The organism is Asanoa ferruginea (assembly GCF_003387075.1).
GTDB classification, from domain to species: Bacteria; Actinomycetota; Actinomycetes; order Mycobacteriales; family Micromonosporaceae; genus Asanoa; species Asanoa ferruginea.
The window spans coordinates 3,328,596-3,343,807 of sequence record NZ_QUMQ01000001.1; the positions used below are offsets into that span (position 1 = coordinate 3,328,596).

At 70.7% G+C, this 15,212-nt stretch carries 15 protein-coding genes; 9 read left to right on the forward strand and 6 right to left on the reverse strand.

Going from position 1 to position 15,212, the window contains the following annotated elements; all coding sequences use genetic code 11:
- Position 1: 1 nt before the first annotated feature.
- The gene (locus DFJ67_RS15740; protein ID WP_116068581.1) at positions 2-475 is read right to left on the reverse strand and encodes an Lrp/AsnC family transcriptional regulator; all 474 of its coding nucleotides are present in this window, start codon (positions 473-475) and stop codon (positions 2-4) included.
- Positions 476-587: 112 nt separating this feature from the next.
- On the opposite strand from DFJ67_RS15740, the gene DFJ67_RS15745 reads away from it, so the two are divergent.
- Both DFJ67_RS15745 and DFJ67_RS15750 read left to right on the forward strand, forming a co-directional pair.
- Positions 588-2,015 (forward strand): APC family permease, encoded by a 1,428-nt coding sequence (locus DFJ67_RS15745; RefSeq protein WP_116068582.1) that lies wholly within the window; start codon positions 588-590, stop codon positions 2,013-2,015.
- A 48-nt stretch (positions 2,016-2,063) separates the two neighbouring features.
- Positions 2,064-3,110 (forward strand): LacI family DNA-binding transcriptional regulator, encoded by a 1,047-nt coding sequence (locus DFJ67_RS15750; protein ID WP_203783862.1) that lies wholly within the window; start codon positions 2,064-2,066, stop codon positions 3,108-3,110.
- Here the strand turns inward: DFJ67_RS15750 and DFJ67_RS15755 are convergent.
- Positions 3,107-4,141, reverse strand: a complete 1,035-nt coding sequence (locus DFJ67_RS15755) for a substrate-binding domain-containing protein (RefSeq protein ID WP_239097332.1) — start codon at positions 4,139-4,141, stop codon at positions 3,107-3,109. The two genes, DFJ67_RS15750 and DFJ67_RS15755, sit on opposite strands and share 4 nt — an antisense overlap.
- Positions 4,142-4,155: 14 nt before the next feature.
- Positions 4,156-6,543 (reverse strand): glycoside hydrolase family 3 N-terminal domain-containing protein, encoded by a 2,388-nt coding sequence (locus DFJ67_RS15760; RefSeq protein ID WP_308442554.1) that lies wholly within the window; start codon positions 6,541-6,543, stop codon positions 4,156-4,158.
- Between the two features lie 355 nt (positions 6,544-6,898).
- Between DFJ67_RS15760 and DFJ67_RS15765 the strand changes: the two genes are divergently transcribed.
- The 4 genes from DFJ67_RS15765 to DFJ67_RS15780 all read left to right on the forward strand — a co-directional run bounded on the left by DFJ67_RS15765 (position 6,899) and on the right by DFJ67_RS15780 (position 12,004).
- Entirely contained in the window at positions 6,899-8,236 is a 1,338-nt protein-coding gene (locus DFJ67_RS15765) for an extracellular solute-binding protein (RefSeq protein ID WP_239097333.1), read from the forward strand.
- Positions 8,237-8,313: 77 nt separating this feature from the next.
- Complete coding sequence (locus DFJ67_RS15770; protein ID WP_239097334.1) at positions 8,314-9,159, forward strand: carbohydrate ABC transporter permease; 846 nt, start codon at positions 8,314-8,316, stop codon at positions 9,157-9,159.
- 1 nt (position 9,160) lies between these two features.
- The gene (locus DFJ67_RS15775) at positions 9,161-10,060 is read left to right on the forward strand and encodes a carbohydrate ABC transporter permease (protein WP_116068585.1); all 900 of its coding nucleotides are present in this window, start codon (positions 9,161-9,163) and stop codon (positions 10,058-10,060) included.
- A 69-nt stretch (positions 10,061-10,129) separates the two neighbouring features.
- Positions 10,130-12,004 carry a transketolase gene (locus DFJ67_RS15780; RefSeq protein WP_239097335.1) on the forward strand — a complete coding sequence of 625 codons (1,875 nt, stop codon included), beginning with the start codon at positions 10,130-10,132 and terminating at the stop codon, positions 12,002-12,004.
- Here DFJ67_RS15780 and DFJ67_RS15785 read toward each other — a convergent pair.
- On the reverse strand, positions 12,001-12,348 hold the full coding sequence (locus tag DFJ67_RS15785) for a UBP-type zinc finger domain-containing protein (RefSeq protein WP_116068586.1): 348 nt from the start codon (positions 12,346-12,348) through the stop codon (positions 12,001-12,003). The genes DFJ67_RS15780 and DFJ67_RS15785 overlap by 4 nt on opposite strands.
- A gap of 62 nt (positions 12,349-12,410) precedes the next feature.
- On the opposite strand from DFJ67_RS15785, the gene DFJ67_RS15790 reads away from it, so the two are divergent.
- Entirely contained in the window at positions 12,411-13,025 is a 615-nt protein-coding gene (locus DFJ67_RS15790; protein WP_116068587.1) for a DedA family protein, read from the forward strand.
- On the opposite strand, the gene DFJ67_RS15795 is transcribed toward DFJ67_RS15790, so the two are convergent.
- A complete protein-coding gene (locus DFJ67_RS15795) occupies positions 13,022-13,564 on the reverse strand; it encodes a TetR/AcrR family transcriptional regulator (protein WP_116068588.1) in 543 nt (180 codons plus the stop codon). The genes DFJ67_RS15790 and DFJ67_RS15795 overlap by 4 nt on opposite strands.
- A gap of 78 nt (positions 13,565-13,642) precedes the next feature.
- Here DFJ67_RS15795 and DFJ67_RS15800 point away from each other — a divergent pair, with 78 nt between their 5' ends.
- Together DFJ67_RS15800 and DFJ67_RS15805 are read left to right on the forward strand one after the other, a co-directional pair.
- Positions 13,643-13,999 (forward strand): winged helix-turn-helix transcriptional regulator, encoded by a 357-nt coding sequence (locus tag DFJ67_RS15800; RefSeq protein WP_116068589.1) that lies wholly within the window; start codon positions 13,643-13,645, stop codon positions 13,997-13,999.
- Between the two features lie 5 nt (positions 14,000-14,004).
- Positions 14,005-14,790 carry a pentapeptide repeat-containing protein gene (locus DFJ67_RS15805; RefSeq protein ID WP_116068590.1) on the forward strand — a complete coding sequence of 262 codons (786 nt, stop codon included), beginning with the start codon at positions 14,005-14,007 and terminating at the stop codon, positions 14,788-14,790.
- Here DFJ67_RS15805 and DFJ67_RS15810 read toward each other — a convergent pair.
- Positions 14,783-15,067 carry an adhesin gene (locus DFJ67_RS15810; RefSeq protein ID WP_116068591.1) on the reverse strand — a complete coding sequence of 95 codons (285 nt, stop codon included), beginning with the start codon at positions 15,065-15,067 and terminating at the stop codon, positions 14,783-14,785. The genes DFJ67_RS15805 and DFJ67_RS15810 overlap by 8 nt on opposite strands.
- Positions 15,068-15,212 lie beyond the last annotated feature (145 nt).

Genomic DNA, 15,212 nt, shown 5'->3' on the forward strand with positions numbered 1-15,212 from the left:
GTCAGGGAAGCTGCGACACCGGCAGGGGACCGCGGGTCTTGACGGTTCTGATCGCGAACGTGCTGTGCGCGTCGACGATCGAGGGAATGGTCAAGATCTGATCGATGAGCAGCCGTTCGTACGCCGCCAGGTTGGCGACCGCCGCCTCGACCATGAAGTCGGCGCGGCCGGCGACGACGTGGCAGGCGACGACCTCGGGGATGGCGGTCAGGGCCGCCTCGATCCGGGCCGCCGTCTCGCGGGAGTGCCGCTCGACCCGCAGCTCGACGAAGACGGTCAGGTCGAGGCCGAGCCGGGCCCGGTCGAGCTCGGCCCGATAACCGGCGATCAACCCGTCCTGCTCGAGCGCACGCACCCGGCGCAGGCAGGCCGACGGCGAGAGGGCGACGGCGTCGGCCAGATCGACGTTGGCGATCCGGCCGTCATGCTGGAGCCGGGTCAGGATGGCCCGGTCGGTGGCATCATACGAGGGCATCGGCACATGATTGCGTGCTGGTCGCATTCTGCGCAACGCTGTTGCGTCATGGCGCCTCTGGGCGACCATATTTGCCATCGCGTGCGGCGGTGGCGCTGTCAGACTTCGATGCATGAGTAGCGATATCGGCGTCGTCCGCGGCACGGCCCTCTACATTGGAGCGCTGCTCGGGCCGGGCCTGCTGCTGCTGCCCGGTCTCGCCGCGCACCAGGCCGGCCCGGCGTCGATCGTCGCGTGGGTGGTGCTGCTAGGCGCGTCGGCGCTGTTCGCGGTGGTGTTCGCGGCGTTGGGGGTGCGGCACCCGTCGGCCGGGGGAGTGTGGGGCTACGCGAGGGCCGGCCTCGGTGACCGCGCCGGCCGGGCGGTCGCCTGGTGCTTCCTGGCCGGCGTGATCGCCGGAGCGCCGATCGTGTGCGTGATCGGCGGCAACTACGTGGCCGAACTGACCGGCGGCGGTGTCCGGGTCGCCGCCACCACGGCCGCCCTGCTGCTGTTGGGAGCTCTCGGCGTCGTCGCCCGCGGGCTGCGCACGTCATCGACCGTCCAGTTCGGACTTGTGGCGCTGCTGCTGGCCGTGGTGGTCGGCGCGGTCGCCTCCGCCGCCCCGGCCAGCGCGGCCGCCAACTGGACGCCGTTCGCACCGCACGGCTGGTCGGCGGTCGGCCGCGCCGCGGCGACGCTGATGCTGGCGTTCGTGGGGTGGGAGGCGATCGCGCCGCTGACCACGCGGTTCGCCCAACCGCGCCGGCAACTGCCGGTGGTCATCGCCATCGCGTTCGCCGCCACGACCGTGGTCTACCTCGCGCTGGGCACGGTGACCGTCGCGGCCCTCGGGCCCCGCGCTGGGACGGAGGTGCCGCTCGCGGCGCTGCTCACGCTCGGGCTGGGCGACGCGGGCACGGCGGTCGCGGCCGTCGGCGCGGTCGTCCTCACCGTCGGCGCCGTCCTCGCCTACATGTCCGGCGCGGCCGGCCTCGCCCGCGCCCTGCGCACCGCGGGCGCCCAGCAATCGGCTTCCCGGACCGGTCCCGGGACAGGTTGGGGTGCGCCTGTGCCGCTGCCGGAGAGCGGCGGTCGCGATCTGCGTGGAGCGGCCGATCTGGGGGCGGCGGTGCCGGCATCGCGGAGCGGTGGTCGCGATCAGGGCGGGGCGCGCCCCGCCGATGATTTGCGCGGCACGATGCCGGCGTGGCTCGCGCTCGCGATCCTCGCGTCCGGCGCGATCCTCATCGTGCCGCTGGCCACCGGCGCGATCGGGCTGGCCACGCTGGTCAACGTGCCCACCACGTTCTTCCTGGTGGTTTATCTCGGCTGCACCGCGGCCGGCTGGCGACTGCTGCGCGGCATCCCGCGAGCCTGCTCCGCCGTCGCGTTCGGGATCGTCGCCGTGGTCCTGGGCTTCTGTGGCGCCGCGCTGATTCCGGCCGCTCTGGTCACCGCGGCGGCCGCCGTCAACCGGAAGCGGCCGCCCGAACCTGCCGATCGGCTGACCCACCACCCGGCCGGAACTCCCTTGAAGGCGGCCCGTTCGCGCAGCTAGTCTCCGCAGGAAGGGTGCTCGAAACATTTTCGAGGGTGGGGGGAACGGGTGCCGGCTGAGGTCGGGCGGCGGGCGACGCTCGCGATGGTCGCCGAGTCGTGTGGCGTTTCGCTGCCGACCGTCTCGAAGGTGCTCAACGGGCGGGCCGACGTCGCCAACGACACCCGGGCGCGGGTGGAGGAGGCGTTGCGGCAGCACAACTACATCCCGCCGGGTGCGCGCAGCCGCGGCACGGCGGCGCCCACCCGCACCGTGGAGCTGGTCTTCGACGACATCATCAGTCCCTACGCCACCGAGGTGCTGCACGGCGTCACCGACGGCGGCGACGAGCTCGGCGTCGACGTCGTGGTCCGCCGGCTGCCCACGCTGACCGACCGGCCGCCGCGCACCGAGGCCGCCTGGGCCCGGCGGATGACCGACGCGGGCCGCAAGGGGCTCATCGTGGTCACCTCCGAGCTCACCTCGCGCCAGCTTGCCGCGTTTGACCGTGCCGGGCTTTCGCTGGTCGTCATCGACCCGGTCAACCTGCCGCGCACCGACGTGGTCAGCGTCGGCGCGACCAACTGGAGCGGCGGCCTCGAAGCCACCGACCACCTGATCCGGCTGGGCCACCAGCGGATCGCGTTCATCGGCGGGCCGGTCGCGTCCTCGCCGAGCCGGGCCCGGCTGCACGGCTATCGCGCCGCGCTGGAAAACGCCGGCATCCGGGCCGATCCGGCGCTGATCCGCAACGGCTCCTTCGACTTCCCGTCGGGGCTGGCGCTCGGTGGCGAGCTGCTCGACGCCGACAACCCGCCGACGGCCGTGTTCGCGGCCAGCGACCCCACCGCCATGGGGGTGTTCGCCGCCGCGCAGGCGCGCGATCTGCGCATCCCCTCACAGCTCAGCATCGTCGGCTTCGATGACACCTACCTGACGGTGATGTCGACGCCCGCGTTGACCACGGTGCGGCAACCGTTGCGCGACATGGGCCGGGTCGCCCTGCGCACGCTGCTGCGCCTGATCTCCGGCGAGCCGCTCGACTCGCATCACGTGGAGCTGGCCACCACGCTCGTCCTGCGCGAGTCGACCGCGCCGCCCGCGGATAAGCGCTAGCGGGGGGCGGTCGAGCCGCGAACGATCAGCTCCGTCGCCAGCTCGACGTGGTGGGAGTCGAGCTTTTCGCCGGCGGCCAACCGCAGCGCGGTGCGCAGCGCGACGCCGCCCATCTCTCGCAACGGTTGCCGCACCGTGGTCAACGGCGGTGACGCGAGGCGGGCGACGTCGGTGTCGTCGAAGCCGACCACGCTCAGGTCGTCGGGCACCCGCAGGCCGCGGCCCCGGGCCGCCTCGATCACGCCGGCCGCCGTCTCGTCGCTGCCGGCGAACACCGCCGTCGGTGGTGACGGCAGGTCGAGCAGCGCGGCACCGCCCTCCACCCCGTCTTGATAGCGGAAGTCGCCGGTGCGCTGGTATTCGTCGGGCACGGTGACGCCGGCCGCCTCCATCGCGGCCCGGTAGCCGTGCAGCCGGGCCTGGTTGCAGGCCGACTTGGTGGAGCCGCCGACGTAGCCGATCCGCCGGTGGCCGAGCGCGAGCAGGTGCTGTGCCGCGGCCATCCCGCCCGCGAAGTTGGTCGAACCGACGCTGGGCACCCAGTTGCGGGGCAGGTTGAGCGGGTCGATGACGACCAGCGGCAGGTGGGCGCGGGACAGCGCGGCCAGGTCGCCGGAGGTCAGTTCGTCGACCACCGCGATGACCGCCCGGCGACCCGCCGCCGCCAGGTCGCGGGCCCAGCCGCGCGGGCGGTCGGGCTCGGCGCCGGCCGGGCGTGGCGGGCGGGCGCTGAGCGCGACCGAGACGCCGGCCTCGCTGCCCGCGTCGAGCACGCCTTGGATGATCTCGGTCGAGTAGGCGTTGAGGTCGCCCTTGAACATCAGCTCGATGCGAGCGGTGGCGGGGCTGCCCTTGGGCGACGGTGACCGCCGGCCAATGTAGTCGTGCTGCTCCAGCAGCGACTCCACCAATGCCCGGGTCTCGGGGCCCACGTCGGCGCGACCATTGACCACCTTGGACACGGTCGTCACCGAGACGCCGGCCGACGCGGCGACGGTCGCCAGCGTCGTGCGGCCATCCTTGGGCGGCACGGATCTTCCTCCCATCACGGACCAGCGTCACCCGGGGCCGGCTCGACGTCTGCTGGAGTGTCGAGGCGCCGGTCGTGCCCGACGACGCGGGTCGGGCCGACCAGCCGTACCGTACCGTGGCACGGCAGGTCGGCGGCGGACGTGCCGACATGCACGTCGATGTCGCCGGCCTCGACGATCCGGCGCAGATCGCGGCCGGTGAACGCGGTGCGGTCGGCGTGCACCGAGAACCGCACATCGGCGGCTGAGCCCGGAGCCAGGGTGACCCGCGCGAAGCCGGCGAGCTGCTTGACCGGGCGCACCACCTGGGCGACCACATCGTGCAGGTAGAGCTGCACGACCTCGTCGCCGGCGCGGGTGCCGGTGTTGCGGACCCGCACGGTGGCCGTGAACTCGCCGTCGGTCGGCACCTCGGTGGACGACAGTCGCAGGTCGTCCACAGTGAACGTGGTGTAGGACCGGCCGTGGCCGAACGGGAACAGCGGCGCGGGATCGAGGCTGCTGATGTCGGTGCTCTCGGCACCGAGCGGGGGCTGGAGGTAGGTGCCGGGCTGGGCACCGGGCAGGCGCGGCACCTGCACGGGCAGCTTGCCGCTGGGCTGCACCCGGCCGGAGAGCACGCCGGCGATCGCCGCGCCGCCCTCCTCGCCCGGCATGAACGCCTGGACCAGGGCGGCCGCGTGGCCGTGCAGGTCGCCGAGTGCGTAGGGGCGGCCGGAGACCACGACCACCACGACCGGTGTGCCGGTGGCCACCAACTCGGTGAGCAGGTCGGCCTGGACGCCGGGCAGCCGCAGGTCGGGCGCGTCGCAGCCCTCGCCGGACGTGCCGTGCGCGAACAGGCCGGCGATGTCGCCGACGAACGCGACACAGACGTCGGCCGAGCGGGCCGCCTCGACCGCCTCGGCGAAGCCGGACCGGTCGTCGCCCTGGATCTCGCAACCCAACGCGTGCACGACGTCTACATCGGACAGCTCAGCGCGCAGCGCGTCGACCGCGGTCGGCACGTCGACACCCAGACCGAGCCCGGGATGCCGCGGCAGCACGTGGTTGGGGAATGCGTAACAGCCCATGAAGGTACGCGGCTCGGCCGCGCACGGCCCGACCACCGCGACCCGCCGCACATCGCGCAGCGGCAACGCCGTGCCGGGGTCGAGCAGCACGATCGACCGCTCGGCGATCTCCCGGGCCAGCGCCCGGTTGCCGGCCGAGTCCAGGTCGACCGAGGCCGCGCCGGAAACCGAGCCCTCGGGCGTCCAACCCGGGTCGAGCAGGCCCAGCTCGACCTTCTGGGTGAGCAGCCGGCGGGCGGCCCGGTCGACCAACTCCTCAGCCACCGCGCCGGAGCGCACCTGGGCGAGCAGCGCGGCGCCGTAGCCGATCGTGTCGGGCAGTTCGACGTCGATGCCGGCCGCCAGCGCCAGCGCGCCGGCGCCCGCGTCGTCGGCCGCGACGCGGTGCATCGAAGCGAGGAACGGCACCGCCCAGTAGTCGGAGACCACCGTGCCGGTGAAGCCCCAGTCGTCGCGGAGCACGTCGGTGAGCAGCCAGTGGTCGGCGCCGGCGGGGATGCCGTCGACGTCGGCGTAGGAGTTCATCACCGAGCCGGCCGCCGCGGTGGCCACGGCCGTCTCGAACGGCGGCAGGATCACGTCGATCAGCTCGCGGCGGCCCATCGACACCGGGCCGTGGTTGCGCGCGCCGCGGGAGGCCGAGTAGCCGGCGAAGTGCTTGAGGGTGGCGATCACCCCGGCGCTCTGGAGCCCGCGAACGTAGGCCGCGCCGAGCATCGAGACCAGGTAGGGATCTTCGCCCATGGTCTCCTCGACCCGGCCCCAGCGGTAGTCGCGCACCACGTCGAGCACCGGCGAGAGTCCCTGGTGGACACCGACGGCGGCCATGTCGCGACCGATCGCGGCGGCCATCCGCTCGACCAGGTCGGGGGAGAACGTGGCGCCCCAGGCGATCGCGGCGGGGTAGACCGTGGCGCCATAGCTGGTGAAGCCGGTCAGGCACTCCTCGTGGACCAGCGCCGGAATGCGCAGCCGGTGTGCGTCGAGCACGACGTGGTGCTCGCGCACGAGCTCGGCCGCGCCGTCGACGGCGGTCACCGGCGCGCTGCCGTAGACCCGGGTGAGGTGGCCCAGACCGTGCCGGCTCGCCTCGTCGAGCGGCAGGTCGCCGGCCGAGAACACGTCTTGCATCGGCGCCACGTTGTGGTCGGGCGCGAAGATCTGCTCCGCCTCTTCCTCGTGCAGGTCTTTGCGCAGCCAACGGCTGCCGAGCTGGGCGATCTTCTCTTCGAGCGTCATCTCGCGCAGGAGGAGCTCGACCCGGTCGGCGACCGACCGGGTGGTGTCGTGCCAGGGGTATGTCGCGAGTTGCGACTCCGGGGCCGTCACGGCAGGTGCCTCCTTCGCGCAAGATAGGGGATCGGTCTTCGAAACTTTCGAAGGTTGTAGTGCCCGTGTCTGGCCGGCCGACGATCGGCGGTCAGCAGCGAGTCCATGGCGACATGCCTTGCGCTGGCCTTACTTTCGCCGATCAGAACGAAGGCTTCAAGCCCTTGACACCTCGATGGCGGAATCCTACGTTGACTTGAAAATTCTACGTTAATTTGCGAGATCGCCGGCCGAAAATTCCCTGTCCGAGCACCCCCGTGCTCGGCCGTGGGAGCGCTCCCTAGGTCGGTGATGCCTCGCGCCTCGCACGATCGATTCGCCGCGCCTTCAGCGGCTCACGAGTACGGAGGTCAGCGTGGAGCGCAGCATCTTGTCCCGGCGGAACTTCCTCGGTCTGTCCATGGGCGCGGCCGCTGGGGTCGCGCTCGCCGGCTGTGGAAGTTCCGGTCCCGGCACGGCCAGCGGCGGCGGCAACAGCGCCGGCGCCGCCAGCTACTGGTATCTCACCGGTCAGCCCGGTGAGGGCATCCGCACCAACAGCGTCAACCGCTTCAACCAGGCAAACCCCAACACCAAGCTCACTGCGACGACATTCCAGAACGACGCCTACAAGACCAAGATCAAGACAGCGATCGGCGCCGGCCAGGCTCCGACGATCATCTGGGGCTGGGGTGGCGGCACGCTGCGCACGTATGCCCAGGCCGGCCAGGTCGAAGACCTGACCTCGTGGTTCGGCGAGAACGCCGCGGTCAAGGACCGGCTCTTCCCGTCGTCGTTCGGCGCGGCCACCATCGACGGCAAGATCTACGCGATGCCGGCCGAGACGGTCCAGCCGATCGTCCTGTTCTACAACAAGCGTGCTTTCGAAAAGATCAAGGCTGAGCCCCCGCAGAGCTGGGGGGACATCATGGACCTGGTGCCCAAGTTCAACGCCGCGAAGATCGCGCCGTTCTCGCTGGGTGGCCAGTCCCGCTGGACCAACATGATGTGGCTCGAGTTCCTCTTCGACCGCATCGGCGGCAGCGAGGTCTTCCAGGCCGTCTTCGACGGTCAGAAGGACGCGTGGTCCAACCCCGCCGCGATCGACGCGTTGACCAAGATGCAAGACCTGGTCAAGGCCGACGGCTTCATCAAGGGCTTCTCGTCGATCACCGCCGACTCCAACGCCGACCAGGCATTGCTCTACACGGGCAAGGCGGCGATGATGCTGCACGGGACGTGGACGTACGGCAACATGGCCACTGCCGGAGGTGACTTCGTGTCGAGCGGCAGCCTCGGTTACATGAACTTCCCGGGGATCGACGGCGGCAAGGGCGACGTGTCCGACACGGTCGGCAACCCCGGCCAATACCTGTCCATCTCCTCGAAGGCGACGGCCGAGCAGAAGGAAACCGCGAAGAACTTCTTCAAGACCGCGGTGCTCTCCGACGCCGAGGTCAAGGAGTGGGTCGACTCGGGTTCCGTGCCGATCGTCAAGGGCACCGAGAGTGCCTTCGGCGCCTCGAAGGACGCCGACTTCCTCAAGTTCGTCTACAACACGTCGGCCAACGCCAAGGTCTTCGCACAGTCCTGGGACCAGGCGCTGAGCCCGACCGCGGCGGAGAAGCTGCTCGACAACATCGCGCAGCTCTTCCAGCTCAAGGTCACCCCCCAGCAGTGGGCAACCAACATGAACGGGGTCATCGGGCAATGACCGCACTCGCTCCGCCCGCACCGCGGAGGACAACCAGCAACGCCTCCACGGGCGGGCGGAGCGGGTCCGTCACGTGGATGGCGTTACCCGCCTTCCTGATGTTCGTCGCGTTCGGCATCATCCCGCTAATCGGTGTGCTGGTCCTCAGCTTCACCCAGTGGGACGGCATCGGAAAGATCAATCCGGCCGGGTTCGACAGTTGGCGCACCGTGCTCAGCGACCCCGACCTGATCCACGCGCTCTGGATCACGTTCCTGATCATGGCGCTGTCGTGGGCGTTCCAGACGCCGATCAGCCTGTTGATCGGCGTCTACCTCGCCGGGCACCAGCGCTACCGCGAGATCCTCGCGGTCATCTACTTCGTACCCCTGCTGCTCAGCTCTGCCGCCCTGGCCATCACCTACAAGGCTCTGCTCGACCCCAACTTCGGTCTGGGGCCGGGGCTGAAGATCCCGCTGCTGACCCAGGACTGGCTGGGCCGCGACAACCTCGCACTGGGCGTCGTGGTGTTCGTGGTCTCCTGGCAGTTCATCCCGTTCCACTCGCTGATCTACCAGAGCGGCGTGCGGCAGATCCCGAAGGCGATGTACGAGGCGTCCGAGATCGACGGCGCCGGCCGGGTGCGTCAGTTCTTCAGCATCACGTTGCCGCAGCTCAAATACACCGTCATCACGTCGTCGACGCTGATGGTGGTCGGCTCGCTGACCTTCTTCGACCTGATCTTCGTGCTCACCGCTGGTGGCCCGGGCGATGCCACCCGGGCGCTTGCCCTAGACATGTACAAGCGAGGTTTCCAGGCCAACCTAATGGGCCCGGCGAGCGCGATCGCGGTCATCCTGGTGCTGGTCGGCCTCGCACTCGCGCTGCTGTTGCGCCGCCTCGGCGGGCGCGACGCGGCCGAGAGCCAGATGGAAGGCGTGTGACGTGGCGACGACCCTGACGACGGCACCCCAGCGGGCGACCGAGCGGCGACCTTCGCACCGCCCCGCCCTCGGCGGCCGGCGCAAGTTGCCCAACCTGCCGGCCGGGGTGGCCGGCCTGATCTGGCTCCTGATCGTGCTGATCCCGCTCTACTGGATTCTGATCACGAGCCTCAAGACCCAGGACAACTACTTCATCACCAACCCGTTCGCGCCGCCGACCGACCCGACGCTCGACAACTACCGGATGGTGATCGAGGCCGATTTCGTCCGCTACTTCGTCAACAGCGCGATCGTGACGGCGGGCGCGGTGCTGCCGGCGGTGCTGATCTCCTTCATGGCGGCGTACGCGATCGTTCGGGCCAGCCACCGCAGCCGGTTCCTGCGCTGGGTCAACTCGGTCTTCCTGATGGGGCTCGCGATCCCGCTGCAGGCGGTGATCATCCCGGTCTACCTGATCATCATCCGGCTCAAGCTCTACGACACCCTGCTGGCGATCATCCTGCCGTCGATCGCGTTCGCGATCCCGCTGTCGGTGCTGGTGCTCGGCAACTTCATCCGTGACGTGCCGCGCGAGCTGTTCGAGTCGATGCGGATGGACGGCGCCACCGAGTGGGGCACGCTGCGCCACCTGGCCTTCCCGCTGGTGCGCCCGGCGCTGGTCACCGTGATCATCTACAACGGACTGAGCATCTGGAACGGCTTCCTGCTGCCGCTGATCCTGACCCAGAGCCCCGACCAGCGCACGTTGCCCCTGGCGCTGTGGACGTTCCAGGGCCAGTTCAGCATCAACGTGCCGGCCGTGCTGGCCTCGGTCGTGCTGACCGCCCTGCCGATCCTGGCCCTCTACGCCGTCGGCCGCCGGCAACTGCTCAGCGGACTTACCGCCGGCTTCGGCAAGTAACGAGGTTGACCGTCCCCGAGACGGGTAAGCGGCGAAGAACGGGAGGTTATACGCCGCAAAGGGGATATTGTGACCAGCACAGCGACCATCGCCGACCTGTCCACCGCCCGCGACGTGGCCCGGCAGCTCCGGGTCGACTCGGTGCGGGCGAGCACGAGCGCCGGATCCGGCCACCCCACCTCCAGCATGTCGGCCGCCGACCTGCTCGCGGTGCTGGTCACCCGGCACTTTAAATACGACTGGGATGACCCGGCCAACGACGCCAACGATCACCTGATCTTCTCCAAGGGGCACGCGTCGCCACTGCTCTACTCCGTCTTCAAGGCGGTCGGGGTGGTCTCCGACGAGGAGCTGATGACCGGCTACCGGCGGTTCGGCCAGCGGCTCGAAGGGCACCCCACGCCGGTGCTGCCCTGGGTCGACGTGGCGACCGGCTCGCTGGGCCAGGGCCTGCCGGACGGCGTCGGCGTCGCGCTGGCGGGTCGCTACCTCGACGAGGTGCCTTACCGGGTCTGGGTGCTGTGCGGCGACAGCGAGATGGCCGAGGGCTCGATGTGGGAGGCGCTCGACAAGGCCGCCTACTACCGCCTGTCCAACCTGATCGCGATCGTCGATGTCAACCGGCTCGGCCAGAGCGGACCGACCGAACTGCAATGGGACCTCGACGCGTACGCCCGGCGGGCCGAATCGTTCGGTGCCCGGGTCATCATGATCGACGGGCACGACCTGGACGAGATCGACCAGGCCCTGCAGTCGGCGACGGACCGCACCGACGACCGCCCGACGGTGATCCTCGCCCGCACGTTGAAGGGCCGCGGCTTCAGTGAGGTGGAAAACCTCGAGGGCTGGCACGGCAAGCCGCTGCCGAAGGAGATGGCCGACCGGGCGATCCGCGAGCTCGGCGGGGAAAGCAGCCTGACGGTGCGCGGCCCGCGTCCGGTGACCGAGCCGCCGGCCAACCGCGGGGCCCCGCTCGGTGGACCGCCCGAGTTGCCTACCTACGCGGTCGGCGACAAGGTGGCCACCCGCAAGGCCTACGGCGACGCGCTCACCGCGGTCGGCGGCAGCAACCCGCGGATCGTGGCGCTCGACGGCGAGGTCGGCAACTCGACCTTCTCGGAGGAGTTCGCGAAGGCGTTCGGCGACCGCTACTTCGAGATGTATATCGCCGAACAGCAGATGGTCGCCGCCGCCGTCGGGCTGAGCGTACGGCGCTACATCCCGTTCGCGTCGACGTTCGCCGCATTCCTGTCCCGGGCGTACGACTTCATCCGGATGGCGTCGATCTCCCGTGCCGACATCCGGCTGGTGGGCTCGCACGCCGGCGTCGAGATCGGCGCCGACGGGCCGTCGCAGATGGCGCTGGAAGACCTGGCCATGCTGCGCGCCGTGCAGGGCTCGACCGTGCTCTACCCGAGCGACGCGGTCTGCGCCACGGCACTGGTGCGGTCCATGGTGGACCTACCTGGGGTCAGCTACCTGCGCACCACCCGCGGCGCCTACCCGGTGCTCTACGAGGCGGGCGAGTCGTTCCCGATCGGCGGCTCGAAGGTGCTGCGCTCCGGGCCGTCTGACGCGGTGACGCTGATCGGCGCCGGCGTCACCCTGCATCAGTGCCTCGCGGCCGCCAACGCGCTGGCCGCCGACGGCATCCAGGCCCGGGTGATCGACCTCTACTCGGTCAAGCCGATCGACACCGCGACGCTCAGCGACGCGGTGGCCGCCACCGAGGGTCGGATCGTCGTCGCCGAGGACCATCACCCGGAGGGCGGGCTCGGCTCGGCCGTGGCCGACGCGCTGCTCGCCGCCGGCTCACCGGCGCTGCGCATGAGCCACCTCGCGGTGCGTGAGCTGCCCGGCTCCGGCAGCACGGCCGAGCAACTCGCGGCCCAAGGCATCGACGCCGACCACATCGCGGCCAGCGCCCGCGCGTTGACGAGCTAGGTGTGCAGGTAGCGCTGCCAGTCCGGCGGCACCCGCTCGGCCGGGCCGGGCACACTCTGGTCGAGCGGGTGGCTCTCCGGCGGGGCGAGCGGCGGACCCTCGAGAAACTCGCCGGTCCGGTAGTCGTAGTACCAGTCCTCGCCGGGCTCGAACGAACGCACGATTTTGTGATCGGTCGTGGTCGCGTGCTGGGTGGCGTGCTGCGCGGGTGACGTGTCACAGCAGCCGATGTGGCCGCACGTGGCACAGCGCCGCAGGTGCAGCCACCAACCGCCGCTGTCGAGGCATTCCGCGCATCCGGTGCCGGACGGGGGCACCTCGGGTCGCACGAGTGGTTCGGTCACAACTCCTCCTCGCGGGTTGCGTCATCCCGTAGCCGGAAGGCTACCCCGCGTAAGATCGCCAAGTGAGCAGCCTGCTCGACAGCCTGGTCGACCAGCGCGCGGTCTGGGTCTATGTGATCGTCGGCCTCGTCGTCTTCGCCGAAGACGCGTTGTTCTTCGGCTTCATCCTGCCTGGCGAGACCGCGGCCATTCTCGGCGGCGTCGCCGCCAGCCTCGGCCACGTCAGCGTGCTCTGGATGAGCGTCATCGTGGTCGCCGCGGCGATCCTCGGTGACACGGTGGGCTACGAGATCGGCTCCCGCTGGGGCCACCGGGTGCTGCGGGTCAAGGTGCTCCGGAAGCGCCAGAAACAGGTCGAGTCGGCCCGCGCGTTCATAGCCAGACGCGGCGGGCCGGCGGTCTTCCTCGGGCGGTTCATCGCGTTCCTGCGGGCGTTCGTCCCGTTCGGGGCCGGGGTGGCCCACATGCACTACCGCAAGTTCCTCGCCTACAACGCCGCTGGCGGCGTGGTCTGGGGCGTCGGCTCGGTGCTGCTGGGTTATCTCGCCGGCAACTCCTACACCATGATCGAAGGCGCCCTCGGCAAGTGGGCGGCGATCGCGATCGGCGCGGTCGTGGTGGCCGGGCTGCTGGCCTGGGTCATCTACCGCCGGGTCCGCGAGCGGCGCAGCCACTAGACCCTGGCGGCTGCCAGCCGGAGCGCCGCGGACAGGTCGGCCGGGGTCAGCGCGCCCTCGGGGTCGATCAGCCACTGGATGGCCATGCCGGCCAGGAGGGCCTGCGCCAGGCCGCCGAGCAGCCGGGCCTCCTCGCCGTCACCGCCGGCACCGAACAGGCCGGCCAGCTCGGTGCGGCCCTGGCGCTGGCCGGCGACCAGGAACTCGTGCACCTCGGGGAGCCGGTCGACCTGGCCGGCCAGCTCGAACTGGGTGGTCCAGAGCGGGCGCTGGGTGCGCACCGAGTCGATCACCGCTGCCCAGACCGCCTCGAACGAGCCGTCGGTGCCGGACAGCTCGGTCGCCAGCTCCGCGCCCCACTCGGCCAGGGCCTCCATCAGCGCCTGGTTGAGCAGCTCCCGGGTGGAGCCGAAGTGGTAGCCGATCGCGGCCAGGCTGACCCCGGCCGCGCTCGCGATATCGCGGGCCGTGGTGCGGGTGTAGCCGATGTCGTGCAGGCACTGCTTGGCCCCGGCGATCAGACTCTCCCGGTTTCCCATGCGGCGATTGTACAAGTGTGCAAAACCCGCTTGGTGCACGAGTTGTAACCGGCCAGCCCGATCTGTGACCATGGACAGATGACCGACGAGTGCACCGCCCGCGAGGTGCTCGACCGGGTCGGCGGCAAGTGGAGCATCGCCATCATCGTCGCCGCGGCCCGTGGTCCGGCGCGGTTCACCGAGTTGGAGCGGTCGATCGACGGGATCAGCCGGCGGATGCTCGCGCTCACGCTGCGCAACCTCGAACGCGACGGCCTGCTGCACCGCACCGTCTACCCAACCGTCCCGCCGAAGGTCGAATACGTCGCCACCGACCTGGCCCGGGAGATCTACGACGCGCTGGTCACGCTGACCACCTGGGCCGAGCGGCACCGGGCCGAGATCGCCGCCGCCCGGGCCGCCTACGACCGACGGGCCACGGCCGCCGCGGAGTGAGTGACATGGAACTGACCGCCGACTGCGCGCGGTGCGCGGGGTTGTGCTGCGTGGTCCCGGCGTTCGCGAAATCCGTCGACTTCGCGATCGACAAGCCGGCCCGGCAGCCCTGCCCCAACCTGGGCGGCGACTTCCGCTGCGGGATCCACCGCGACCTGCGGCAGAAGGGCTTTCGGGGCTGCACGGTCTACGACTGTTTCGGCGCCGGCCAGCATCTGACCCAGGAGACCTTCGGGGGCGCCGACTGGCGCTGCCGGCCCGAGATGCTCAGCGCCTTCCCGGTCATGCGGGAACTGCACGAGTTGCTCTTCTACCTGACCGCGGCACTGGAACTGAAGCTGCCGTCGGCACAGCGCGCCGCGCTGGAGACGGCTCGGGCGCAAACCCATGAACTCACCGGGGTTACGCCGGCGGACCTGATCGCCCTCGACGTGGCGCCGCGCTGGGCCGCCGTCAACGACCTGCTGATGCGGGCCAGTGCCGCCGTGCGGGCGACCGCACCGGGCCCGCGCCGGGAACGCCGCGGCGCCGACCTCGTCGGCAAAGACCTGCGCCGCACCGATCTGCGGGCGGCCAACCTGCGAGGTGCCTATCTGATCGGTGCCGACCTGCGCGACGCCGACCTGGGCTGGGCCGACCTGATCGGGGCCGACCTACGCGACGCCGACCTGCGCGGCGCGCGCCTGCGGACGGCGTTGTTCCTCACCCAGCCGCAGGTCGACTCCGCGCGCGGCGGCCACACCACGGCCCTGCCGAGCGGCCTGCACCACCCGGCTCACTGGGCTAACTGAGCTGTTCGGCGACCTCGAACTGCACGGCGCCATTGGCGTCGACGGCCGCGTCCAGGGACTTGTCGTCGAGCACCCGGGCGGCTTCGCCGTCGAGGAACAGCTTGGCGCCGTCGGTGTCGACGATCTGGTCGCCTTCCTGGGGCGAGGTCGCGAGGCTCATCGTGAGCGCGCCCTGGGTCGGGTCGGAAGCGATGCGCACGCCGGCGCCATCCGGCAGGTTCTGCTGGCCGGTGAGGTCACGGATCACCGCGACGGCGTTGTCAGTCACTGCGAGCATGGTGAAACCCTCCAGTTGAGCGGCAGGGGATTGGTTGAGACCGCAACTGACAGGGCCGTCCCTACGGCGAGCGGTTCTGCGGCCGTCCAAGACCCACGTAACCCTCCGGCGCCGGATCCCGCAACCGGAACGCGACTTATCCTGG